Origin of the sequence: Actomonas aquatica (assembly GCF_019679435.2) — a bacterium.
Taxonomy (GTDB): Bacteria; Verrucomicrobiota; Verrucomicrobiia; order Opitutales; family Opitutaceae; genus Actomonas; species Actomonas aquatica.
Map to the genome: position 1 here is coordinate 5,610,447 of NZ_CP139781.1, position 24,721 is coordinate 5,635,167.

At 64.6% G+C, this 24,721-nt stretch carries 19 protein-coding genes; 6 read left to right on the forward strand and 13 right to left on the reverse strand.

Going from position 1 to position 24,721, the window contains the following annotated elements; all coding sequences use genetic code 11:
• Nucleotides 1-32: 32 nt before the first annotated feature.
• The 6 genes from dnaA to uppS form a co-directional block, all read right to left on the reverse strand.
• Nucleotides 33-1,445 carry a chromosomal replication initiator protein DnaA gene (gene dnaA / locus K1X11_RS21430; RefSeq protein ID WP_221029203.1) on the reverse strand — a complete coding sequence of 471 codons (1,413 nt, stop codon included), beginning with the start codon at nucleotides 1,443-1,445 and terminating at the stop codon, nucleotides 33-35.
• A 528-nt stretch (nucleotides 1,446-1,973) separates the two neighbouring features.
• A complete protein-coding gene (gene ispG, locus K1X11_RS21435) occupies nucleotides 1,974-4,010 on the reverse strand; it encodes a (E)-4-hydroxy-3-methylbut-2-enyl-diphosphate synthase (protein WP_324726039.1) in 2,037 nt (678 codons plus the stop codon).
• A gap of 94 nt (nucleotides 4,011-4,104) precedes the next feature.
• Nucleotides 4,105-5,568: an RIP metalloprotease RseP gene (gene rseP, locus K1X11_RS21440; protein WP_221030449.1), complete on the reverse strand. Its 1,464-nt coding sequence runs from the start codon at nucleotides 5,566-5,568 to the stop codon at nucleotides 4,105-4,107.
• Nucleotides 5,569-5,576: 8 nt separating this feature from the next.
• Nucleotides 5,577-6,758, reverse strand: a complete 1,182-nt coding sequence (dxr, locus tag K1X11_RS21445) for a 1-deoxy-D-xylulose-5-phosphate reductoisomerase (protein WP_221030448.1) — start codon at nucleotides 6,756-6,758, stop codon at nucleotides 5,577-5,579.
• Nucleotides 6,755-7,579 carry a phosphatidate cytidylyltransferase gene (locus tag K1X11_RS21450; protein WP_221030447.1) on the reverse strand — a complete coding sequence of 275 codons (825 nt, stop codon included), beginning with the start codon at nucleotides 7,577-7,579 and terminating at the stop codon, nucleotides 6,755-6,757. The genes dxr and K1X11_RS21450 overlap by 4 nt, the downstream gene beginning before the upstream one ends.
• A 42-nt stretch (nucleotides 7,580-7,621) precedes the next feature.
• Entirely contained in the window at nucleotides 7,622-8,398 is a 777-nt protein-coding gene (gene uppS, locus K1X11_RS21455) for an undecaprenyl pyrophosphate synthase (RefSeq protein ID WP_221030446.1), read from the reverse strand.
• Nucleotides 8,399-8,511: 113 nt separating this feature from the next.
• On the opposite strand from uppS, the gene K1X11_RS21460 reads away from it, so the two are divergent.
• Complete coding sequence (locus K1X11_RS21460; RefSeq protein WP_225919354.1) at nucleotides 8,512-8,814, forward strand: 4a-hydroxytetrahydrobiopterin dehydratase; 303 nt, start codon at nucleotides 8,512-8,514, stop codon at nucleotides 8,812-8,814.
• Nucleotides 8,815-8,817: 3 nt separating this feature from the next.
• On the opposite strand, the gene K1X11_RS21465 is transcribed toward K1X11_RS21460, so the two are convergent.
• The 6 genes from K1X11_RS21465 to K1X11_RS21490 all read right to left on the reverse strand — a co-directional run bounded on the left by K1X11_RS21465 (nucleotide 8,818) and on the right by K1X11_RS21490 (nucleotide 15,877).
• Entirely contained in the window at nucleotides 8,818-11,007 is a 2,190-nt protein-coding gene (locus K1X11_RS21465; RefSeq protein WP_221030445.1) for a transglutaminase TgpA family protein, read from the reverse strand.
• A complete protein-coding gene (locus K1X11_RS21470; RefSeq protein WP_221030444.1) occupies nucleotides 10,982-12,193 on the reverse strand; it encodes a DUF58 domain-containing protein in 1,212 nt (403 codons plus the stop codon). Before K1X11_RS21470 ends, K1X11_RS21465 begins: the two co-directional genes overlap by 26 nt.
• Nucleotides 12,194-12,292: 99 nt before the next feature.
• The gene (locus K1X11_RS21475) at nucleotides 12,293-13,264 is read right to left on the reverse strand and encodes an AAA family ATPase (protein ID WP_221030443.1); all 972 of its coding nucleotides are present in this window, start codon (nucleotides 13,262-13,264) and stop codon (nucleotides 12,293-12,295) included.
• Nucleotides 13,265-13,359: 95 nt separating this feature from the next.
• A complete protein-coding gene (locus tag K1X11_RS21480) occupies nucleotides 13,360-14,214 on the reverse strand; it encodes an NAD(P)-dependent oxidoreductase (RefSeq protein WP_221030442.1) in 855 nt (284 codons plus the stop codon).
• A gap of 114 nt (nucleotides 14,215-14,328) precedes the next feature.
• The gene (locus K1X11_RS21485; RefSeq protein ID WP_221030441.1) at nucleotides 14,329-15,027 is read right to left on the reverse strand and encodes an MTAP family purine nucleoside phosphorylase; all 699 of its coding nucleotides are present in this window, start codon (nucleotides 15,025-15,027) and stop codon (nucleotides 14,329-14,331) included.
• Between the two features lie 64 nt (nucleotides 15,028-15,091).
• A complete protein-coding gene (locus K1X11_RS21490; protein ID WP_221030440.1) occupies nucleotides 15,092-15,877 on the reverse strand; it encodes a nucleotidyltransferase domain-containing protein in 786 nt (261 codons plus the stop codon).
• Between K1X11_RS21490 and K1X11_RS21495 the strand changes: the two genes are divergently transcribed.
• From K1X11_RS21495 to K1X11_RS21515, 5 genes are all read left to right on the forward strand, one after another.
• Entirely contained in the window at nucleotides 15,876-16,652 is a 777-nt protein-coding gene (locus K1X11_RS21495) for a hypothetical protein (protein WP_221030439.1), read from the forward strand. The two genes, K1X11_RS21490 and K1X11_RS21495, sit on opposite strands and share 2 nt — an antisense overlap.
• A gap of 161 nt (nucleotides 16,653-16,813) precedes the next feature.
• Entirely contained in the window at nucleotides 16,814-19,048 is a 2,235-nt protein-coding gene (katG, locus tag K1X11_RS21500) for a catalase/peroxidase HPI (RefSeq protein WP_221030438.1), read from the forward strand.
• 157 nt (nucleotides 19,049-19,205) lie between these two features.
• Complete coding sequence (locus K1X11_RS21505; RefSeq protein ID WP_221030437.1) at nucleotides 19,206-20,171, forward strand: acetylxylan esterase; 966 nt, start codon at nucleotides 19,206-19,208, stop codon at nucleotides 20,169-20,171.
• A 101-nt stretch (nucleotides 20,172-20,272) separates the two neighbouring features.
• Nucleotides 20,273-21,484: an AGE family epimerase/isomerase gene (locus K1X11_RS21510; RefSeq protein ID WP_221030436.1), complete on the forward strand. Its 1,212-nt coding sequence runs from the start codon at nucleotides 20,273-20,275 to the stop codon at nucleotides 21,482-21,484.
• Between the two features lie 35 nt (nucleotides 21,485-21,519).
• A complete protein-coding gene (locus tag K1X11_RS21515; RefSeq protein WP_221030435.1) occupies nucleotides 21,520-22,725 on the forward strand; it encodes a glycoside hydrolase family 130 protein in 1,206 nt (401 codons plus the stop codon).
• A 22-nt stretch (nucleotides 22,726-22,747) separates the two neighbouring features.
• Here the strand turns inward: K1X11_RS21515 and mrdA are convergent, their stop codons facing one another.
• Nucleotides 22,748-24,700 carry a penicillin-binding protein 2 gene (gene mrdA / locus K1X11_RS21520; protein WP_225919353.1) on the reverse strand — a complete coding sequence of 651 codons (1,953 nt, stop codon included), beginning with the start codon at nucleotides 24,698-24,700 and terminating at the stop codon, nucleotides 22,748-22,750.
• Nucleotides 24,701-24,721: the final 21 nt, after the last annotated feature.

Sequence of the window (24,721 nt, forward strand, 5' to 3'; positions counted from 1 at the left end):
CGAGAATCAGAAATCCAAAATCAAGCCGCGCTTCAGCGCGACAGTTGGTTGCGCAGGAACTCGATGCTGCTGCGCATGGAGGGGTCCTGCTCCATCATGTTGTCCACGGCTTTGCAGGCGTGGATGACGGTGCCGTGGTCGCGGCCACCGAAGGCGTCGCCGATCTCCTGCAGGGAGTGCTTGGTGAGCGTGCGGGAGAGATACATCGCGATCTGGCGGGGGATGGCGATGTTGTTGGGGCGGCGCTTGCTGGTCATGTCGGCCAGCCGGATCTGGAAGTGGTCCACCACCTTACGCTGAATGGTGTCGATGGTGAGGATGTTCTGCGCCTGCTCCATGAGCACATCCTGCAGCAGGTCCTGAGTCACGGAGACGTCGAGGTGACGGCCGGTGAGGGAGGCGTAGCTGGCGACCTTGATGAGGGCGCCCTCCAGGCGGCGGATGTTTTTGGAGATGTTTTGGGCGATGAAGGTGAGGACGTCGGACGGCACGGAGAGGCCGAGGGTCTTGGCCTTGGTGCGCAGGATGGCGACGCGGGTCTCGAAGTCGGGCGCCTGGATGTCGGCCGGGAGGCCCCACTCGAAGCGGGAGACGAGGCGGGACTCGAGTTTGGCGATCTCGGAGGCGCGGCGATCGCTGGAGAGCACGATCTGTTTACCGGACTCGAAGAGGTCGTTGAAGGTGTGGAAGAACTCTTCCTGGATGCGCTCTTTGCCGCCGAGGAACTGCACGTCGTCGAGCAGGAGCACGTCGACGTTGCGGTAGCGTTGGCGGAACTTCACGAGGGCGTTTTCCTGCAGGCCCTGAATGAACTCGTTGGTGAACTTCTCGGTGGAGAGGTAAGCGACGCGGGCATCGGGCTTGTGCTGCAGGATGGCGTGGCCGATGGCGTGCATGAGGTGGGTCTTGCCGAGACCGGTGTCACCGTAGAGGAAAAGCGGGTTATAGGCCTGCGCGGGGGACTGGGCGACGGCGAGGGCGGCCGCCTGGGCCATCTGGTTGTTCGAGCCGACGACGAAGGTCTCGAAGGTATTGCGCGGGTTGAGATTGCCGGCGTGGGCGTTGGCCGTGGCGCGGGCCTGGCGGGTGAGGGGGGCGCGGCGGGGAGTCGGCGCGACGCGTGACGAGTGGCGGGACTCGGACAACTCGGGTTCGATCTGCACCGGGGCGGCGGCGGCCGGCACGGCGGCGTCGTTCTTGCGCAGACGCACGGAGATGTCGCGGCCGGAGCTGAGACGCAGGCGCTGGACGATTAGGTCCAAATAGTTGTCGTGGATCCAGATCGCGGCGAAGTCGTTGGGCACACCCAAGGTCATGGTGTCCTCGTCACCGGCGAGGCAGACGAGGGGCTGAAACCAGAGTTGGAAGACATCGTCCGGAAACAGGTCTTTGAAGTCCTGTTTGACGGTTTCCCAGAGCGATGACGACGACGATACGGCAGGCATTAATTCAGACGGCTAGACGGTTTTATTCACAAGGCGGGTGAAAACAGCCAAACTGCACGTCTGAGGCGAAGGAATTCCGGGACTCGGGTTCTGCGAAAGTGGTGAATGGGTTACCAGGGGAGGGGTAGGTCGCGGACACAAAATAAAATCGTAAGGCTATGGTAACCGGGGGGTAATGGCTGCAGAGACCTCGGTCGGGAGGAATTCAGTCGAACAAACGTGAGAAAGAGCGGTTCCCACGACACCGAAGGGGCGAAGTGGAGAGGGACGAATAAACGTGCAGAGAAAATGGGGTTTCAAGGCATACTTTCCAACAAGTTATTCACATCGGTGCGGGCATAACTTTTGGCCAAATTTTTGTTGCCAAATGGTTCGGAAAACGGAGCCGCCAAAGTCGCCAATTTCTCGTAAGGACTGAAGCACTACAAATGGCGCGTTTCCCCTAGGTAAGGGCGTGGATTTCGCGCGCCTCGCGCGTAGTGTTTCTTATGTTACGGGGTCGTCACGGTCTGGTGTCGTGGACCGGTTTCACGTGTCCGAATCGACCCATTTTCCGTGCTCGCGGATGAGATCAATTAATCGGTTATCCGCGTCTTTTTGGGGGATGTTGTATTGGACGCAGGTTTTACCGACGTAGAGGTTGATCTTGCCGGGGGCGCCGCCGACGTACCCGAAGTCGGCGTCGGCCATCTCCCCGGGGCCGTTTACGATGCAGCCCATGATGGCGATCTTCACGCCTTTGAGGTGGCCGGTCTTTTCGCGGATGCGCTGGGTGGTCGACTGGAGGTCAAAAAGGGTGCGGCCGCAGGACGGGCATGCGACAAACTCGGTTTTGGTGATGCGGGCGCCCGCGCCTTGGAGGACGTTGTAGGCGAGCTTCACGGCGCGCACGGCGTCGGGCTCGGTCTCAATGCTCATGAGGTCGCCGAGGCCGTCGCAGAGGAGCGAGCCAGTGAGGATGGAGGCGTCGAGCAGGCGGGAGAGGAAGTCCGGTTCGCCGGTGAGGCGGGCGGCGGTCGTGTTGCGGATCCAGAGCGGCAGCTTGAGACCATGCGTGCGCAGGGTGGCGGCCACGTCGCGGTAGGCGCCGATGGCGTGGCGGTCGTCGCTTGTCGCGGCGATGCTGACCGTGGCGATGACGCGTTGGGCCGCGTGCGTGGCGAGGTGCGGAGCGAGTTCGGCCCAGACTGCCGGCGTCGCGCTGAGAGCGAGCGTGGTGTCGGGTCGACTGGTCGCGAGCTGTTGCCAGGCGTCCACTGATGGCAGGTCGGCGGACGCGACCTCGCGGACGAGCAGGAGCGGACCACGGGCTTGGTCGAGCGTCGGACGCAGATCGTCGGGAGTGAGGGTGGCGCCTAGTTCGAGGCCGAGGAACGCAGAGGGCGTCTCCAACGTTTGGGCGCCGAGCTCCGCGAGGGCGGATGCGTCGGCGATGGGCACGAGCAGGCCCTCGGGCGGGTTGTCCTTGAGCGAGGGCGAGCGCAGGGCCGCGGCGAAGTCGGGCAGCTTCGCTACCGAGGGCGCGCGCACGATGACGCGGGGCGGTTGTTCGCGGCCGAGTTCGACGTCGGGAGCAAGGGCGAGATCGGTGATGTCGCGACGTTGGAAATGGAAGGGGTCGAGCGGGTCGGGCGCATCGATCGGGAAACGATCGGCGGCGATGTTTTGGCCGTCGCGCCACATGGCCTGGGCCTTGGCGGCGAGGGCGCGGGCGACCGGGATTTCGTAGACGGGGTCTTCGGTGAGAGAGACGCGGAGGGTGTCGCCGAGACCATCGAGCAGCAGGCTGCCGATGCCGATGGCACTCTTGATGCGACCGTCTTCGCCGTCGCCGGCTTCGGTCACGCCGAGGTGCAGCGGGTAGTGCATGTTTTCCTCGGCCATGCGCTGCACGAGCAGGCGGTAGGCCTCGATCATGACCTTCGGGTTGGAGGCCTTCATCGAGAGCATGATGGCGTGGTAATCGTGGCTCTCGGCGATGCGGAGAAACTCCAGGGCGCTCTCGACCATGCCGAGCGGGGAGTCCCCGTAGCGGTTCATGATGCGGTCGGAGAGGGAGCCGTGATTGGTGCCGATGCGCATGGCGCGGCCGAGCTCCTTGGCGCGTTTGACGAGGGGGCTGAAGGCCTCGTGCAGACGCTCGAGTTCCTCGTTGTAGGCGGCGTCGGAGTATTCGGTGACGGCGAACTTCTTCTTGTCGGCGTAGTTACCCGGGTTGACGCGGATCTTTTCCACGTGCTCGACCGCCTCCATGGCGGCGGAGGGCAGGAAGTGGATGTCGGCCACGAGTGGCACGTGGGCAAAACCAGCGGCGGAGAACTGGGCGCGGATGTCCTTGAGGGCGCGGGCGGCGGTTTTGTTGGGCGCGGTGACGCGGACGATTTCGCAGCCGACCTCGGCGAGGGCGATGGCCTGCTTGACGGTGGCGGCGACGTCCTGGGTGTTGGTCGTCGTCATCGACTGTACGCGCAGGGGATGGGAACCACCCACGCCGATGCCGCCGACAAAAACTTCGGTCGACGCGCGGCGCAGGGTGCGGAAGCGGGAAGCGCAGTAGCTGCTCATGTGCGGAAGCGGAGGGAAAATCGGGGAGGTCGGCCCACAGGCAGAGCGGTCGGCCCGGCGCTTGCCAGCCTCGGGCTGGGTCCGACCCTACCTTTTAGGGCGTCGGGGATTCAGCCGGTTCGGCGGCTTGCTGTTGTTGCTCCTGCATGGCCTCGCGGGCGGCGGCTTCGCGGGCGGCGTCGCGGCGCCAGCGGCCGACGTCGAAGAAGGAAACGTAGAGGATCATGCTGAAGAGCAGGATCATGAACACACTCTGGGTGGTCATCACGAAGTTCTCCGGGAGGTTGCGACCGCGGAGTTTGTTGATGGTGGCGAAGAGCATGTGGCCGCCGTCGAGCACGGGGATGGGCAGCAGGTTGAAGATGGCGAGGTTGATGTTCACGAGGATCGTGAACCAGAGCACGAGGCGGATGTCGGCCTGAGCGGCGAGGTGGAAGACGCGCACGATGCCGACGGGGCCGCTGAGCTTGGAAATGCCGATGTCGGACTGCGGATTGATGAGGCTGCCCAGCGTGCGGAAGGTCATGTGCACGTGGTTGGAGAACTGCTCAACGGGCGTCGGGTAAACCAGCTTGGAATCGGTGGTGAAGCCGACGACGCCGAGGTCGGCAGGTTGTTCCGCGTCTGGTTGCGGCGGGAGCGTCAGGGTGAGCGGCTGGTCGGCGCGCAGGATGTGAATGGCGACCTCACGATCTTGGTGGGCGGCGAGGTGATCGGCGTAAGTCTGGATGTTGAGGATGCGGGTGTCGTCGAGGCGCAGGATGCGGTCGCCGTCCTTCAGGCCGATGGAGGCGGCGATGGAATCGGCGTTCACGCCGCGCACGATCGGTTCGTAGGCGGCCATGATGCCGACCTTGCGGACCTCGTCGTCGCCGGCGATCTGCGGGTAGATGGTGATGTCCTGGGTCTGTCCGTCGCGCTCGATGGTGAAGACGTTGTAGCGGCGACCGTCCTCGGTGCGACCGGCGCTGGTGACGAGGGTTTGGAGCAACTCCTGCCAGTCGTCGATGCGCACGCCGTCGATGGCGGTGATGGTGTCACCCACCTGCAGGCCGGCTTCGCTGGCGGGGCTGGGCACAACCTCCTCTTTGGCGTTGGTCATTTCTGCGACGACGTAGCCGATCTGGGTGGTGGCTTGGTCGCTGGTGGTCGGTTGGCCGACAAGCCAGATGATGCTGGCGAGGGCGAAGGCGAAGATGAGGTTAAAGACGGCGCCGGCGGCGAAAACGATGATGCGGGTGCTGTAGCTGACGGGCGGCAGCGACTCGGTATCGATGTCGGATTCGCCCTCGATTGCGGCCATGTCGGCCAGCTGCGGCAGGAGCACGTAACCGCCGAGCGGCAGCCAGGAGACGCGGTATTCCACGCCGTCCTTGCCGGTCCAGCCGAACATGCGGGGGCCGAAGCCGATGGAGAAGCGGGCAACCTTCACGCCGCGGCGACGGGCGGCGAGGAAGTGGCCGAGTTCGTGGACGAAGATCGATCCACCGAAAAAGAGGACGATGAGAAAGACGGCCCAGATGTTGGAAAAGAGGGCGTTGAGAAGATCCGCGGGCATGGCGTGGGTCAGGAGACGGCGAAAGTGGTCAGGAGCGACTGGGCGAGACGTCGGGCAGCGGCGTCGGCCGCGATGACATCGGCCAGTTGATCCGGGTCTTGATGAGAGGTTTGGTCGAGAACCTGTTCGACGAGGCGGGGGATCGCAAGGAAGGGCATTTGTTCCGCGAGGAAGGCGGCGACGGCGATTTCGTTGGCGGCGTTGTAGACGGCCGGGGCGATGCCGCCGGCGCGCATGGCGGCAAGGGCGAGACGCAGCATGGGGAAGCGCGCCTCGTCGATGGGGCGAAAATCGAGGGAGAAGGGGCGGTTGAGGTCGAGCGACGGTTCCACGCTGGGCAGGCGGTGCGGATGCAGCAGCGCATGCTGGATGGGGAAGGTCATCGACGGCGGGCACAGGTGGGTGAGCATGGCGCCGTCGGTGAATTCGACGAGGCAGTGAGCTAGGCTCTGGGTGTGCAACACGGCCTGACATTGCTCGGGACGCAGGTCGAAGAGCCACTGCGCCTCGATGAGCTCCAGGCCCTTGTTGGCGAGGGTGGCGGAGTCGACGGTGATCTTGGGACCCATGTCCCAGTTGGGATGGCGCAGAGCGTCGGCCGGCGTGACGTGGGCCAAGTCAGCGAGATCGCGATCCCGGAAAGCGCCGCCGGAGGCGGTGAGCACGACGCGGGCAATGTCCTTGGTGGGGTTGTCGGCGAGGCACTGGAAGACGGCGTTATGTTCGCTGTCGACGGGCCGCAGGGTGATGCCGTGTTGGCGGGCGGCGGCCATGACGAACTTGCCGGCCATGACGAGGATTTCCTTGGAGGCGACGGCGAGGTCCTTGCCGGCGGCGATGGCGGCGAGGGAAGGCTCGAGCCCGGTGACGCCGACGATGGCGGTGAGCACGGTGTCGGCCTCGGGCAGGGTGGCGAGCGTGGTGAGACCCTCGAGTCCACCGTGGAGCGTGACGCCGGCGGGCATTTGGGCGGCGGCGCGGGCGGTTTCGTCGAACACGGCTACGTGGCGCACCGTCGGGTGGGCGCGGGCGATCTCGGCGAGGCGCGCGTGATTGGAGTGGGCGGCGATGCCGACGAGTTGGAGGTAGTCGGGATGGGCCGCGATGACGCGCAGGGCGTTTTCGCCGATGGAGCCGGTGGCGCCGAGCAGGACGACGCGTTGCGGAGAAGACGGCGGGGTTGCACTCACAACAACAGGCAGAAGACCACGTAGGCGACCGGCGAGGTGAGGATGAGGCTGTCCGAAAGATCGAACACGCCGCCGATGCCCGGGATGGTCGCGCCCGCGTCCTTGGCGTTGGTGCGACGTTTGATGATCGATTCCACCAAGTCGGACACGATGGCCAGACCGGCGATGGGCAGGGCTAGCAGTCCGGCGACGAGCGGAGTGAAACCAGCCGGCATCTGGTCGGCGAAACCGAGGTTCAAGCCGATGCCAACGCCCACCGAGGTGAGGATGCCGCCGACGGCGCCTTCCCAGGTTTTCTTGGGCGAGATCTCCGGCGCCATCTTGTGGCGACCAAAGGCGAGACCGGAGAGCAGGGCGCCGACGTCGCAGAATTTGGAAACCGCGATGACCCAGACGGCGAGGATGAGGCCGGTCTGGCCGGACGGGCTGTCGATCAGGATCGTGCGCGCCAGGAACGACAGCATGAACGGGATGTAAACCAGGCCGAAGAGCGACCACGCCAAGGTGTCGAGGCGTTGCTCGCTGGAGCGTTCGCCGAGGATGCGCACCGCAAACACGATGGCGGCGAGGGCGAGCAGCGGACCGCTGCCGAGGCCCAGTTCCTCGATGTAGAGCGGGCCGAGGCAGATCGCGCCGCCGAGCAGCATGCCGACCTTGTCAAAGGGCTCCACGCCGAGGCGACGGATGAGTTTGAAGAATTCCCATTGGGTGAGCACGGCGATGGCGCTCACTAGCCAGATGGCCCCGGTCGGACCGACGAAGATGACGGTGCCGGCGACGATGGCCCACAGGAGGATGGTGCTGAAGATGCGAGAACCCACGAAAGCTTAGAGGTTAAAAACCGGAAATGGTGCCCGCCTGACTTAGGAGGCGCTGCCAGCGGGCAGGGGCGGCGGTTGGGGAGAAGCTTGGCCGAGTTGATCGCCGGTGCGGCCGAAGCGACGCTGGCGACCTTGGTAGTCGGCGATGGCCTGATGAAAGGCGTCCTTGGAAAAATCGGGCCAGTAGAGGGACAGGAAAACGAATTCGGCGTAGGCGGCCTGGAGGAGCAGGAAGTTGCTCACGCGGGTTTCGCCCGAGGTGCGAATGATGAGATCGGGGTCGGGCAGGTCGCGGGTGTAGAGATGGCGGGCGAAGTCCTCCCAAGTGAGCTTGGCCGGGTCGACCTCGCCGGCGGCGACGGCGGCCGAGTAAGCCTGCACGGCGTCGAGCACCTCCGTGCGGGAGCCGTAGTTGAGTGCGAGCACGAGGGTGTGTTCGGTGAAGCCGGCGGTGGCTTCGATGGTTTGCTCGAGGCGGCGGCGGACGCCGGCGGGCAGATCGGCGGTGCGGCCGATGGTGAGCAAGCGCACCTTGTTTTTGATGAGGGTGGAGGTCTCCCGTTTGAGGAAGTATTCCAACAGGTTCATCAGGCCACCGACTTCCTCCTCGGGGCGGCGCCAGTTCTCGACCGAGAAGGCGTAGAGGGTGAGGTAGCGGATGCCGAGTTCGCGGGCGGTTTCGATGGTGCGACGCACCGTCTCGACGCCGCGACGATGGCCCTCGATACGCGGCAGACCCCGTTGTTTGGCCCAGCGTCCGTTCCCATCCATGATGATGGCAACGTGGTGCGGAATGCGTGCGGGATCGAGGTCGGCCATTTAGGGAAGGCGCAGACGGTAGGGAGGCGCGGCCAGCTTTGACAAGGCCGCAGGCGAGACGAGCGATCGGGCGGCGCTTTTGACGAGGGCGGGAGGCTGTGCGAACGTGGGGCATGTCCGATAAAGCCATGAGCACCGCCGATCTCACCAGTGTGTTGGCCGAGCTGCCCGGGTGGGCGCACGAGTCTGACGCGCTGCTCAAGACCTTCACCTTTGCCAACTTTCGCGAAGCCATGGCCTTCATGGTGCGCGTGGGCTTCGAAGCCGAGGCGATGGATCACCACCCGGAGTGGACCAATGTTTACGACGAGGTGAAGATCCGCCTCACCACGCACCACTCCGGCAACAAGGTCACGGCCAAGGACGTGGAGTTGGCCAAAGTGATCGAAAAGGTCCGCGACGTGCAGGAAGGCTAAGCGCTAGGCGCTCCGCAACGCTTGGCGGGCGGCGCGGAAGACGCGCACGGGGTCGGGCCACGAGTCGGGCGCGCCGTAGCGCAGGCGTTGGAGGTCGGCGAGCACGGGTTCCGGCCAGGCGAAGTCGGCGCGACGACGCGCTTTGTTGAGCCAACGTGAAGCCTGTTGGCGCACCGGGTCGACCCGCCGGCGACCGCGGCGGACGGAAGCGCGGTTGAGCCGATACCACCAGCGCTGGCCGTGTTGGCGCCAGAGCCAGACGAGCGCGGCGAGGCCAAACACGGTGCCGCCGATGAGGCCCCAACGGCGCACGTCCCACGGGCGACGCAGCCAGTCGCGCACGGCTTCGGCGCGGGCATCGGCCCATTTGACGGTGAGGTCGCGGGCTTCGGTAAAGAAGCGTTTGGTGGAGGAGAGGATTTGCTCCTGGGTATCGAGGTCGAAGTCGACGATGCGCCGATACCAGAAGACGCGCAGGCTCTCCATCCACGCGCGCCAATCGCGATCGCGGCGAGAGGCGGCGAGGGCGGCGGCGGTCTCCGGATCCTGTTCGGCCGCGGCGGTGAGCGCCTCGTGTCCGGGCGTGGGATCGAAGCGCAGCCATTTGCCGGAGGCGTCGTCGAAGATCTCACACCAAGCGTGAGCGTTGGCGTTGCGCACGGCGAAGCTGCCACTGAAGTCGTTCCACGAGCCGCCGCGAAAACCGGTGACGAGACGGGCTGGAAAACCCGCATCGCGGGCGAGTAGCACGAAGGCGCCGGCGAAGAACTCACAATGGCCGGGCGTTTCTGATTCCAGCCAACGCACCAACGGGTCGCCGTCGCCACCCGGGATGGCGCTGGAAAGCGCGTAGGCATGACGACCGCCGAGGAAGTTGACCACGGCTTGACCGAACGTGGCGGCATCAGCGTCGGCCGAGACGGGAATCTGGTTGAGCAAACGGCGAAGGCGGGACTGCGCGCCGGGCGTCTCCGGGCGACCGAGAAAACGTCCGCCGCGCGCGTCGCCGTTGCGGCGCTGGAGCGCAAAGGACGCGTCGAGCAGCTCGGCGCTGGTGTCCATGCTCCACACTTCGAAGGCGAACATCTTGGGCGGATCGCGCTGCAGGGCGACCACCCGCAGTTCTTCGCTGAGGCTGAAGGTCTGCGGCTCGGTGAAGCGCATCGAGTAGAAGTTGCCCAGCAGCGGCAGGAAACGGCTCACGCCGGTCTCCATGTAAACTGTCCAGGTGGGCGAACCGGGATTGGGTTTACCGCGGCCTTGGAGTTGGCGACTGAGCGGGCGGTAGCCGTTGAGGTCGCGACGCAGCTCGTCGGACATTTTGAACCCCTCGCCCGTGTATTCGTCCAACACCACCATACGCCAATAGGGCGCGACCGGCATGGTGCTCGGGTCGGAGACATCGACGGAGAAGGCGAGGCCGTTGTCCTGCGTGATTTCGGTGACCTCGCCAAAGCGGATGTTTTCGGAAAACCCGGTGCGGGTCGTGCGCGAGATCAGGCGGTCGATGAAGAGGCTGTTCTGCAGTTCGAAGCGCGGGATTGCGAGGAAGAGCAGGCCGGATATGACCACCATGGCGGCGAAGCCGGCGATGCCGAGGGCGGCGAGGCGCCAGTCGGTTGCCGCCCGCCATTTGCCGAAGTAGCTGCGCCAATCCCCGCGGGCCCACGCCGGCGTGACGCCGGGGGCGATGGGTTGGGGCGAGAGGCCGTCGGCGTGTTCGAGCGTGACGGCCAACAGCATGACGAGTGCGCAACCGGTGAAGGCGATCAACTGCACGGCGAACGACAGCGAGACCGTGATCACACCGGCGACGATGATGAGGAACAGCCCCAGCACCACCAACTGCAGGTCGTCGCGACGCTGGCGGTAGGTGATGAGCCGGTAAAAGATCAGCATGAGGTCCAACCGGATGAGCGCCGGCAGATAGTCGCGCGACAGGGTGAGGTCGGCCACGAAGGCGAGTAGGATGCCGGGGAAGGCGAGGCGGTGGATGAGCGCTGGCAGGCGAGCCGGCCATGTCGGCCAGACGATGGCGGCGAGGGCGGCGAGCGTGACCGCGGGCATCATCAGCCACGCATCGATCTCCATAAAAAACACCGTGACGACCGAGAGCAGGGCGAGGATCGCGCCCAGGCCCCAACGGAGTCGTCCGAGGTCTTCGGGATTAAGCTGTGGCCGCCTTTTGACCATTGACGAAAGCGGCGACGCCACGGGCGCCGTCGGGACTGAAGCTGAGGGTGAGCGGACCGCCGCCGGCAGCACCGCTGCCGGACGCGACCGAAGTGGAGGCGGAGGCAAATGGGGCCTGCGACGGGCGGCCGGTGGAGGGGCGCGGCTCGAGTTGGGCGAGCCGGTCGAAGAAGGCTTCGAGGTCGCGCACGCTGCGCACGGGAGCGGGCGGATCGAGATCGATGGCCACGGTGCCGAGGCGACCGGAGGCGAAGAGGTCGCTGGCGAGCGTAGCGACAAAACTGCAGAGCAGTTCAAACTGTTCCGGGCGCGGCCAAAGGTCGGCGGATGTGTCGACGCGAATCGAATAACCCTCCTGCTGTTCGCTGGAGAATTGGCGCACCATCAACTGGCGCAGGCGGGCGCTGGCCTTCCAGTGGATGAGTCGATGCGAGTCGCCGCTGGCGTATTTGCGCAGGGCGAGCAGGTCGCCGTTTTGGCCGAGCTTGGACACGGTGTGACCGGACTGGCGGCGACTCGGCGCGATCACGCCGAGGTTTTGGTATTCGACGGCGGCGGGCCAGACGAGGACCTCCGTGCGCAGTTCGCAGGCGAGGACCTTTTTGAGAAAACCGAAAGGGAAGAGCGATCCGACGCCGGCGAGTTCGATGACCTCGTGGCCGCGTTGGGTGGGTGTCCAGGCCCAGTCGAGTTGCACGGGTTCACCCTCGGGATCGAGGCGTTGGCGTTGCACGAGGCGGTGGCCCTCGGGGTCGGCTTTGGTGCGCAGGTCAAACCACAGGCCGTAGGTCGGCAGGAGGCGTTTGGCGTTGCGCAGCTCGATGGAGACCGCGCCGGTCTGGCCGACGCGGTAAGGCGGCGAGGACGTGACGCGCCATGAGACCTTGGCGAGGTTGAGAGCGGACATCACGCCGCTGCCGATCAGGCACGCGAGCAGCAGCGACAGCGTGATGAAGAGGATGTTGTTGGAGGTGTTGTAGGCGGCGCTGCCGATGCCGAGGGAGACTGCGATCATGAGCACCCCGGAGATGGTGGGCATGATGCGCTGACCGCGCGGCGGGTAGAGGTAGGACCACAGCATCCAACGCCAGGTGATCTTCCGCATCCGCTCGCGGATCGGGATACGATCGGCGCCAGGACCGTGCCAGCGCGGAGCGGCGTTTGTAGCGGAGGGCGTGGCGTTCATGAGCGCGCTGGCAAAATCCTAAACGGTTGGGCGGACGTTGGAGGAGGCTCGGAACGTTTCTAGGATTTAAGCACTAGGATTTAGGATTTCCCGTCGCCGCTACTGCGGCGACGGGAGCGATTCGATGATACGCTTGAGGGTGGCGGTGACGGCGCGGCGTTCTTCGAGGGCGTCACTGGACGGACGGGTGAGGCCGAGGCGGTGGCTCAGGACGGCGACGGCGATGTCGGTCACGTCATCGGGGATAACAAAATCGCGGCCGTGCAGGAGCGCGGTGGCCTGGGCGGCGGCTTTGAGGGCGAGGGCGCCGCGCACGGAAACGCCGGCTTTGAACTCAGCTTCAGTGCGGGTGGCGGCGACGAGGCGTTGAATGTAATCGAGCACGCTGTCCTCCACGTAGACCTGGGTGGTGGTCTCTTGCAGCGTGGCGACCTCGGTGCGGGTGAGCACGGGATCGAGGGTGATGTTGTCGTAGTTGTGCTGGGGCGCGCGCAGGATCTCGAGCTCGTGGGCGGCATCGGGATAACCCATGTGGATGCGCATGAGGAAACGGTCCATCTGGCTCTCGGGCAGCGGGAAGGTGCCCTCGTAGTCGACCGGGTTTTGGGTGGCGAAGACCATGAAAGGCGAGCCGACGGTGTGGGCTTCGCCGTCGACGGTGACCTTGCCGCGGTCCATGACTTCGAGCAGGGCGGACTGGGTTTTGGGCGTGGCGCGGTTGATTTCGTCGGCGAGCACGACGGACGCGAACACGGGACCTTTTTTGAAAATGAACTCGCGGGTGTTTTCGTCGTAGATGGCCACGCCGGTCACGTCGCTGGGCAGCAGGTCGCTGGTGAACTGGATGCGGGAAAACGCGCAGTCGAGCGAGCGGGCGAGGGAGTAGGCGAGGGTGGTTTTGCCGACGCCGGGCAGGTCCTCGATGAGCAGGTGACCGCGGGCGAGCAGGCACACGATGGTGCGGTCGATGACGTCGTCCTTGCCCTTGATGGTGCGTCGCATGTTGGCGCGCAGTTTGGAGACGGCCTGCTTGGCATCGGACATGGCCGGAGTGGAGACGAAGTCGCTCATGGTGCCGCCATGGAAATGCAAAACGCTCCGGGGTCAAACGACTCGACCGGAGCGTGCGAAAACGGGCGGAGTCGCCGCCCGGGGAGGTGGGGCGCTCAGGCCTTCATGAAGAGTTTCGCGAGGGCGGCGAAATCCTCGTCGCCGAAGCCGGCGTTTTCGGCGGCGGCGAGCTGGGTGCGGATGGTTTTGAGCAGCTCGAGATCGGCGGTGCTGTCCATGCTGGCGGCGAGGCGCATGTCCTTGTGCATGTGTTTCACCGAGAAGAGCGGGGCGAAGTCGGCGTGGCGCAGTTGCGGCTCTTTGAGTTTATCGAGGCCGGAGTAGGTGATGTTGGGTTTGAGGGCGCCGAAGTAGGTGTCGTCGTCGATGCCGGAGCGGCGGCACATCTCGAGAGATTCGGCGAGGACCTGCATCTGCACGGAGACGCGCAGGTTCATGGCGAGCTTGAGCGTGCAGGCCTGGCGGTTGTCGCCGATGCGAATGCGGTGGGCGGAGCCGAGGGCAAGGAGCGGATCGAGTTCGTCGCAAAGCTCGGTGGTGCCGCCGAGGTAATACACGCTCTGTTTGGCTTCGGCGGCGGGTTTGGAGCCGGTGAAGGGGGCCTCGAGGTAGCGGGCGCCGGTGGCGATGACGGCCACCTTAAATTTGTCGGAGCTGTCGGGATCGATGGTGCTCGATTGAATGACGGTTTTGCCGGGGCCGAGCTCGGGCAGGATGGCGTCGATGACGCTCTGCACGGCGGGCGGATCGGCGACGACGATCTGGACGACGTCGGCGGCGCGGGTGACGGCGGCGGGCTCATCCTGCCACTGCGGGAAATCGGGTTTGGCGGTGCGGTTCCAAGCGCCGGCGAGACGACCGGCGTCGTGGTAATGGCGGGCCCAAGTGCCGCCGATGATGCCAAGACCGAGCACGCCGATCGAAGGGGTGGTGTTGGAAGAAGAGCTCATGGTAGGGGCTCATCCAACACCGAGACCGGCGCGAATGCAAAGAGGGGATCGGGTTGTGCGCTGCCAAACGATCAGCAGCTGCACGGGTGACCTCCCGTCGGAGGCCAAGCGGACTCAGCCGAGGATCTCCAGGAAGCGGGTGAAGAGGCGGTTCACCTTGGCCTGGTTCTCCTTCACGAGGTCGTGGAACTTGGAGAAATCGATCTCTGTGCCTTCGAGGCCGTTGGCAAAATTGTCGACGAGGGCGAAGCTGTTGTAGTTGAGGCCGAGCTCGGTGCAGAGGTCGGCTTCGAACGCGGCGGTCATGCCGATGACGTCGCCCCAGTCTTTGATGATGCGGATCTCGGCCTTGGTTTCGAAGCGCGGGCCGCGCATCTGCACGTAGGTTTTGCCGGGCTTGATATCGAATTCCGGGGCGAGCTCGGCGAGGAGCTGCGGGATGAGGTTGTTGGCGATGCCGGGGGCGCCGCCTTTGAGCTCATCGTCGTGAAAGGTCTTCGGGCCTTCCTGCAGGCACACGTAGTCGGAGCAGGAAACGAAGGTGCCGGGCGGAAGGTCGGCATCGAGGGAACCGACGGAGTTGAGCGAAACGATATCGGTGTAGCCGAGGTCAGCGAGGGCGCGGATGTTGGCGCGGTAGTTGATCGAGTGCGGCGGCTTGGGGAACTCGTAACCATGACGGTTGATGAGCACGTGTTCGCCCTGGGTTTTGTAGGTGACCGGACCGTAAGGGGTTTCGATGGTCCGCACGTCCCACGCTGCGAAGAGGTCGGACTTAACGATGCTGGTGCCGCTGATGAAGGCTACTTTCATGGCGGGCGATGAACGAGGCCGAGCGGAGCGATGACAAACCAAAATCCGCGAGCTGCAAACCGGTTCAGAGGTCGGCCACGGGCGGTTCGTGATGCAGCCAATTCTGCTCGCTGTCGCGCAGGAACCAACGGCCCCAGGTGGGATCGTCGAAGGTGACGGGCGTGGTGGCTTTGACGGCGGTGAAGATCGCTTCCATCTCGTCGGCGGCGTGGGTGTCGAGGAGGCGATCCATGCGCGTCAGCAGATCGGCTGGGCGATCCGGGCAACGCTCGACCTCGCGCAGCATCCATTTGTGGAAGGGGTAGAGGCGCTGGTTGTGGGCGAGGATAACGCGGCAGGCAAAGAGGATGAAGTTATCGACGGCGCGCGAAATCAGGTAGCGGTTGCCATGTTTGCGACCTTCGCCGGCCATCCATTTCCAAGCGTTCATTTGGGCGAGGAAACGACGGATGTTGGCCTCTTGTTTTTCGACCGGGTAACGGGTGATTTGCGCCAGGAGGGCAGGGAGGTTGTCGTCGCGGCTGAAGACGATCTGCGCGTCCTTAAACGCAAAGCGGGCGGCTTCGCTGCCGCGTTCGGCGACCTGTTGGAGGAACGCGTGATCGAGGTATTTGCCGTCGACGTAACCGCCCTCGTAGGTGCTGAGCTCGAAGTTCAGGTAGAGCGTGGCGTCTTCGGCTTGGCGGCGCGCGTAGGCCTCGGACGAGATGACGATCATGATGTCGACGTCGGAGGTTTCGCGGGCGTAGCCGTGAGCGATGGAGCCGCCGAGGAGCAGGGCGATGACTTCAGGATCGTCAGCGAAGACTCGCTCGACGGCGGCGAGGGTGTCTTGGTGGTGGGGATACATGGGGAACAAAGCTGCATCATGCTGGGGCGCGCTGGCCGTGCTGACAATAGGACTCACCGGTTGTGCGACGCAGGGACCCACGCACCTGTATCTGGCGGGACCGGCGGGGGGCGCGATCGTCGACCGCGATCTGGAGGGCGGGCGGCACGACGTGCTGGAGGGATTTCTGCAGTCTGATGAGCGGGTGATCGGGCTCGGTTACGAATACAACACCGACTACATTTGGCTGCGTTTGGCCCCGGGGGATGAGCTGCTCACGATCAAACGATCGGAGCGCAAGGAGTGGTATCGTTACGAGCTGCCCGCGGCGTTCGGCACGGAGGGCGCGGCCTCGCTCGACCTCGCGGTGCGGGCGTTCAACCGCATGGTTTACGCGGCGATGCCAGAGCCGGGCCTGGTGGGCAAAGTGACCCGCTACGGCGACGTGCTCGACGGCGTGCGGCCCGGCGACACGACGCGCCCGATCGGTGGTCTGGCGTGGGATCAGGTGAACGACCGGCTGCTCGTGCTCTACGCCGACGACGGCAGTGTGGTGGCTTACGCCGACGAAGTGACGCCGGTGGCCACGGTGCGTTTTGATCGAGTGGTGACGGCGACCTCGTTGGCCTACGACAGCAACCGGCAACGGTATTACGTGCCCCTGCCGGCCGCGGCCGGAGCGGGCATCGGCGAATTTGATGCGGAGGGCCGTTTCCTCGGTCCGGTGGCTTTGCCGGCGGAAAGCACCGGCCGCGCGATCGATGCGGGCCAGCGCTCGGCGGTGCGGGTGTTCTAGCAACGGTTCCGCGCCGAAAAGTGCCGCAAAAGTTCGGATACGCTTTGCGGGCTTGCCGAACTCGCTCAAACTCGTCGACCCATTGCTTTGACGGGGCCGACTCCCCCTTGGTTCGGGCCCTTTTCGCTTCTACTGTAACCCACCAACTTACCCACACCTTTATGGATTCGCATCACCCAGAAACCGACGGCGGCGGCCAGTGCCCCTTCCACCACTTGCACGGCGGCGGCGCCAAACCCACCACGTCCGGCGGTCGCTCCAACCGCGACTGGTGGCCCAACCAACTCAACCTCAAGATGCTGCACCAGCAGTCGGCGCTTTCCGATCCGATGGATCCGGATTTCGACTACGCGGCGGCCTTCAAGACCCTCGATCTTAAGGCGGTGAAGGAAGACCTCTACGCGCTGATGACCGACTCGCAGGAGTGGTGGCCGGCCGACTTCGGGCACTACGGTCCGTTCTTCATCCGCATGGCCTGGCACAGCGCGGGCACCTACCGCACCGGTGACGGCCGCGGTGGCGCGGGCGCGGGTCAGCAACGTTTTGCCCCGCTCAACAGCTGGCCGGACAACGTCAACCTCGACAAGGCCCGCCGCCTCCTCTGGCCGATCAAGCAGAAGTATGGCAAGAAGCTCTCCTGGGCCGATCTGTTGATCCTCGCCGGCAATTGCGCGCTCGAGTCGATGGGCTTCAAGACCTTCGGTTTCGGCGGCGGTCGTGCCGACGTGTGGGAGCCGGAAGAGGACGTCTACTGGGGCGCCGAAGAGATCTGGCTCGCGACCAGCGACCAGCCCAACAGCCGCTACTCCGGCGATCGCGATCTCGAGAACCCGCTCGCCGCCGTGCAGATGGGCCTCATCTACGTGAACCCGGAAGGTCCGGACGGTAACCCCGATCCGTTGCTCGCCGCCAAGGACATCCGCGAGACCTTTGCCCGCATGGCCATGAACGACGAGGAAACCGTCGCGCTCATCGCCGGTGGTCACACCTTCGGCAAAACCCACGGCGCGGCTCCGGCCGACCACGTGGGCCTCGAGCCGGAGGCGGCCGACATCACCGAGCAGGGCCTCGGCTGGACCAACAGTTTTGGCAGCGGCAAAGGCGCGCACGCCATCACCAGCGGCCTCGAAGTCACCTGGACGACCACGCCGACCAAGTGGAGCAACAACTTCTTCGAAAACCTCTTCGGCTACGAATGGGAACTCGAGAAGAGCCCGGCTGGCGCCCACCAGTGGGTGGCCAAGGACGCCGCGGAGACCGTGCCGCACGCTTTTGATCCGGCCAAGAAACAGCGTCCGACCATGCTCACGACCGACCTGTCGCTGCGCTTCGATCCGGCCTACGAGAAGATCTCCCGCCGTTTCTTTGAGAACCCCGACGCGTTTGCCGACGCCTTTGCCCGCGCCTGGTTTAAGCTCACCCACCGCGACATGGGCCCGAAGAGCCTCTACCTCGGACCGGAAGTGCCGGCGGAAGACCTGCTCTGGCAGGATCCGATCCCGGCGGTCGACCATCCGCTGATTGACGCGTCCGACGTGACCGCGCTGAAGGCCAAGCTTCTCGATTCGGGTCTGTCGATTTCCGAGCTCGTTTCGGTCGCCTGGTCCTCTGCCTCGACCTTCCGTGGTTCAGACAAACGCGGTGGTGCCAACGGTGCCCGCATCCGTCTCGCCCCGCAGAAGGATTGGGAAGCCAACCAGCCGGCCCGTCTGGCCAAGGTGCTCAAAGTGCTCGAAGCCGTGCAGGCCGAGTTCAACGGCGCGCAGACCGACGGCAAGAAGGTCTCCATCGCCGACCTCATTGTGCTCGGTGGCAGTGCCGCAGTCGAAGCCGCCGCCAAGAAGGCCGGCGTCGAGATCGAGGTGCCGTTCGCGCCGGGTCGCACCGATTGCTCGCAGGAGCAGACCGACGTGGAGGCCTTTGAGGTCATGGAGCCGATCGCTGACGGTTTCCGCAACTACCTGAAGTCCCGCTACACGATTCCGGCCGAGCAACTGCTCGTCGACAAGGCCCAGCTCCTCGGCCTCACCGCGCCGGAGATGACGGTGCTGGTGGGCGGCATGCGCGCCCTCAACGCCAACCACGGCAAGTCCCAGCACGGCGTCTTCACCGATCGCCCGGAGACCCTCACCACCGACTTCTTCGTCAACCTGCTCGAGATGGCTCATGTGATGAAGCCGACCACCGGTGACGAGCAGATCTTCGAAGTGTGCGACCGTGAAACCGGCGACGTGAAGTGGACGGCCACCCGCGTCGATCTGGTCTTCGGTTCCAACTCGCAGCTGCGCGCCGTCGCCGAGGTTTACGCCGAGAGCGACTCCGGCGAGAAGTTCGTGAAGGACTTCGTGAAAGCCTGGACGAAGGTCATGAACGCCGACCGCTTCGACCTGCGCTAAACGATCGATCTATCAATAACTTAGAAACCGCCTTCCACTCCCGGGAGGCGGTTTTTGTTTAACCACAGATGGACACAGATGAACACAGATTCGATTGGGCCGATGGCTAAAAAATCTGTGTCTATCTGTGTTCATCTGTGGTTAACCCATTCCTGTCATGCCTGCTTTTGATTTTCCGCTCGATCGTCTGAAGACCTACCAAGGCACCAATCCGCGGCCGGCGGATTTTGAAGCGTATTGGGACACCGCCCTGGCGGAACTCGACGCGCATGATCCGCAGGTGGAGCTGACGCCCAACGGCACGCTGAATCATCCGCTGGTGGAGTGTTTCGACCTGTGGTTCACCGGGGTGGGCGGCTCGCGCATCTACGCCAAATACCTGCGGCCGCGGCAGCGCGACGGGGAGATTCCGGCGGTGCTGAAATTCCATGGCTATTCGCACTACAGCGGCGACTGGATGGAATTGGTGGGACTGGCCTCGGCCGGCTTTGCGGTCGCCGCGATGGATTGCCGTGGGCAGGGCGGCAAGTCCGAGGATCTGGGCGGCGCCAAAGGCATGACCCTGCGCGGTCAGTTTGTGCGCGGCCTCGATGATCCGGACCCGACCCGACTGCTCTTCCGTGCCATGTTTTTGGATACGGCACTGCTCGCCCGCATCGTGATGGGCTTTGCCGAAGTCGACGCCGCACGAGTGGGCGCGACCGGCGCGTCCCAGGGCGGCGGGCTGACGGTGGCCTGTGCGGCGCTCGAGCCTCGCATCAAACTGGCCGCGCCGGTGTATCCCTTCCTGGCCGACTACCGGCGGGTGTGGGACATGGATCTCGCCCAGGGGGCCTACGAGGAGCTGCGGTATTTCCTGCGCAAATTCGACCCGCGCCACGAACGCGCGGAAGCGATCTTCACGAAACTCGGCTACATTGACATCCAGCATTTGGCCCCGCGGGTGGAGGCCAAGGTGCTCATGTTTACCGGCATGATGGATCAAATCTGCCCGCCGAGTTCCCAGTTTGCGGTCTACAACAAGTTGGGCGGCGAGAAGGAAATCGTGCTGTATCCGGATTATGAGCACGAAGGTCTGCCGGATCTGGACGATCGGGTTTTTGGCTTCATGCAGGGGCTCTGAGCCCGATCGGACGGGGCAAGATATCTCAACACGAAGAAAAGATATTCCAGCAGAAGCGCTTTGACCCGGCCGGGGCGGGCGGGGGAGGCTGATCCTCTCCCATGGAACCCCAAACCCTCGCCTCCTACCGTCAGCGCATCGAAGCCGATCTGCGGCAAAATATCTTACCCTTCTGGATTGAGCACGTCGTCAACTGGGAGCAGGGCACGCTGCACGCGGAATTGGCGACGGACCTGACGGTTGACGATAGCAAGCCCCGGGGCGCGCTGCTGACCACGCGGGTGTTGTGGACGTATGCCGCGGCGCTGCGGGTCTACGACGAGGCTGCCTACCGGCAGGTGACGGACCTGGCGTATGCCGACTTGATTACCCGTTTTGCCGATGCTGAGCACGGCGGGTTTTACTGGTCGATCAAACCGGACGGGAGTCCGGAGCGCACGCGCAAGCAGGTGTATGGGCAGGCCTTCGCGATCTACGCGCTGGCGGAGTATCACCGTGCCACCGGATTGGCGGAGCCGTTGGAGCGGGCGCAGGCAGTGTTCGAGGTGATCGAGCAGCACGCCAAGGACCCGGAGCACGGCGGTTACTTTGAAGCCTTCGCGCGCGACTGGACGCCGATCGAGGACATGCGCTTGAGCGAGGTGGATCAGAACGATCCGAAGTCGCAGAACACGTTGCTGCACATCATGGAGGCCTACACCAACCTGTTGCGGGTGTGGCCGGACGAGCGGCTGCGCACGGCCTTGTTTACGCTGGTGGAGGTGATGTTGGACCGCGTGCTGAATCCGGCGACGCAGCACCTCAGTTTGTTTTTTACGGCGGACTGGCAGCCGACGACCGACCGCTTTTCCTACGGCCACGACATTGAAGCGGCGTGGCTGCTGTGGGACGCCGCCTGTGCGCTCGGCGACGATGGGCTGAGTGGACGCGTGCTGGCGGTGGTGCTGAAGATGGCCGACATCACGCAGGCGGAAGGCGTCGATGCCGACGGCGGCGTATTCAACGAAGGTGATCCACGCGGGCTCACCGACGACCGCAAGGAGTGGTGGCCGCAGGCCGAGGCGCTGGTGGGCTTTCTGGTCGCCGGGCAACTCTCGGGCGACGACCGTTACACGCAGGCGGCGCTGCGCTCGTGGGACTTTATTGAAAAACACCTCATCGATGCCGAGGGCGGTGAGTGGTTTCGCGGCGTGACGCGCGGCGGGGACGTGATTCCGGAATTCGAAAAAGCCGGCTTCTGGAAGTGTCCCTATCACAACGGCCGGGCCGCGCTTGAAGCGGTGGCGCGACTCAACGCCATGGCCGGACTCTGATTTTTCTCCACCATCAACCCCACCCTCCCGCAGTCATGAAAAAGACCAAAGATAGCTCGAAGAAGAACACGTTTGCCGCGCGCGTGAAAGCGGTGCGCGCCCAGCACAAGGCGTTTTTGAAGCGTCCCAATCCGGTGGATACGGAATGGGTCAACGGCGTGTTCGAGCGCTTCCAGAATCCGGTGCTCACGGCCCATCACGTGCCGCTGGAGTGGCGTTACGATTTTAACCCGGAAACCAATCCCTACTTCATGGAGCGCCTCGGCGTGGGTGGGGCCTACAATCCGGGTGCCTTCCTCTGGAAGGGCAAACCGCATATGGTGGCGCGCGTGGAGGGGGCCGACCGCAAGAGCTTCTTCGCCATCGCGGAGAGCAAGGACGGTGTTTCGAACTTCAAGTTCTGGGACGAGCCCTGCGACATCCCGGAGATCGCGGGTGAGACCAACCTCTACGACATGCGCGTTGTGTTTCACGAGGACGGCTGGATTTACGGCATCTTCTGCTCGGAATCGAAGGACCCGAATGCGGCGCCCGGCGATCTTTCGTCGGCGGTGGCGCAGGCCGGCATCGTGCGCACCAAGGACTTCAAAGTCTGGGAGCGTCTGCCAAATCTGAAGACCCCGTCGTCGCAGCAGCGCAACGTCGTGCTGCACCCCGAGTTCATCGACGGCAAGTATGCCTTCTACACGCGCCCGATGGACGGCTTCATCGATGTCGGTTCCGGTGGCGGCATCGGCTGGACCCTGATGAAGGACATCACCAAGGGCAAAACCGGGAAGGAGAAGATCATCGATTCCCGCACCTACCACACGATCAAGGAGGTCAAAAACGGCGCGGGTCCGGCCCCGATCAAAACCAAGCACGGCTGGCTGCACATCGCCCACGGCGTGCGCGGCTGTGCGGCGGGTCTGCGTTACGTGTGCTACATGTTCATGGCCGACCTCGATGACCCGTCCAAAATCATCGCGCGTCCGGGCGGTCACCTCATCGCGCCGCGCGGCACGGAACGGGTGGGTGACGTGTCGAACGTCGCCTTCTGCAACGGCTGGGTCGAGATGCCCGACGGCACGGTCTTCATCTATTACGGTGCTTCCGACACGCGTTGTTACGTGGTGCGCAGCACTGTCGACAAGTTGGTCGACTGGTGTCTCAACACGCCGGAAGACGGCCTCACCACGCGGGGTTGTGTGGATCAACGACTGGCCTTGATCCGCGCCAACCGCGAAGTGCTCGGCAAGTAAGTCAGCGTTGTTCTGTTGACGCTCACCGCGCCGCCACGCCGCTGCCATCGAGGACCGGCGTAGGCGGTGGCGGGATGAGCTCGGGGTGTTTTTCCGCCCACTTGGCGAGGATGTCGCGGGCGACCGGCGCGGAGTAGGTGCCGCCGCCGGTTTCTTCGCCGGGGCGGTCTCCTTCCACCATCACGGCGATGGCGACTTGGGGACGCTCGATCGGGGCGAAGCAGATGAACCACGCAAAGTTAACCGTGCCCTCGGGCGTGCGTTTTTGGGCGGTGCCGGTTTTGCCCGCGACGCGCAGACCCGGAATTTGCATCGATTTGATGGTGGTGAAGGAGGTGCGCGAGGTGCCGCTGATGGTGCACTCCTCCATGCCTTCCAAAATGGCGGCGTAGCTCGCCGGCGAGAGGCCGATTGGTTCAGTGGACTGCGTCGGGCGTTCCGGATCGTGCAGCATGTGCGGAGCGGTGCGGGTCTGGCCGCGGGCAACCGAGGCCATGAAGGTCGCCATCTGCAGGGGCGAGACGAGCATGTAGCCTTGGCCGATCGAAAGGTTGGCCGTGTCGCCGGGCACCCACGATTGGTTGTAGCGTTGGCGCTTCCATTGCGGGTCGGGGACGAGGGTGCCGCCGCTCTCGTGCGGCAGTTCGATGCCGGTGCGGTCGCCGAAACCGAAGCGGCGCGCCTCGGCGGCGATGGCGTCGGCGCCGGTCTCCAGGCCGTAGTGGTAATAGAACACGTTGCAGCTTTTGGAGATGGCGGTGCGCAGGCCGATCTCGCCGTGGGCGTGGCCATCGTGGCAGGGAAAGAGGCGGCGTCCGACGCGGTAGTAGCCGCCGCAATTGAACTCGGAGTCGGGCACGAGGGTGCCGGCGCGCATGCCGGCGAGTGAAACAAGAATCTTGAAGGAGGAGCCCGGCGGGTAGAGGCCCTGAATGGGCCGGTTGAGCCAGGCACCGCGAGCGTTGATGTCGTCGGCGACGGCTTGGGAAAGGCTGGGAGCGAAGTCGTTGAGATCGTAGGCTGGCAGGCTGGCCATGACGAGGACCTCGCCGGTGTTGACGTCGACGGCGACGGCTGAGGCGGCCATCTCGTATTCGAGCAGGCGTTTTTCGGCGGCGAGCTGGAGGTCGATGTCGAGGCTGGTGACGATGTTGTCGCCTTGGACGGGCAGGCGGCGCTCGAGGGATTCGACGCGGTAACCGAGCGGGTCGACGCGGTAGATGGTGCCGCCGGCTTCGCCGTGGAGTTTCTCTTCGTATTCGGATTCGAGGCCGCTGCGACCGACCGCGCCGACCATGTTGAAGGTCATGAGGTCGGCGCCGGGGAATTCCTCGTCGATCTGGATGTCGCGATTGGCGGAAACGTAGCCGAGCACGTGGGCGGCAGTTTGGCCGTAGGGGTAGTGGCGCTTGTTGGTGGTGTAGACCTGGAGCGGCGAGTTGACCGGCAACTGCTCCAGCAGGCGCGAGTATTCCTCGGGTTGGAGATCCTCGATGAGGGAGTAGGGCAGCATGCGCTGCGCGTTGAAGTGATTGCGCAGCTCCCGGGCGTTGAGCTCGTTGGTGCGGCCGAGGGCGCGGTTGACGATCTGCAGGTAGCGGTCGACGACGGTGAAGCGGGCGATCTCCTGCATCTGCCCGGCGGTGGGGGCCTCCACGTCGTTGGCCTCGCGGTAGGCGCGGCGGATGGTGAGATACTCGCGATAGATTTCGGTGCGCAGCTCTTCGAGGTAGAGCACGGCGGAGAAGCGCGGGCGGTTGCCGACGAGCAGGCGGCCTTCGCGATCGTAGATGTTGCCGCGCGGCCCGGGCACGAGGATGCGGCGCTGGCTTTGGACCTTCTCCTGCTCGTGGGCGAGATCGGAGCGCAGGGCCTGTTGGTAGATCAAACCGGCGGCGAGGTAGATGAAGCCGATGGCGAGGGGCAGGTAGAAAAACTGCAGCCGCGTGTCGCGACCCTTGTGGGTCTCAACCATGCCGCGAGGTCCGTCTGAAAT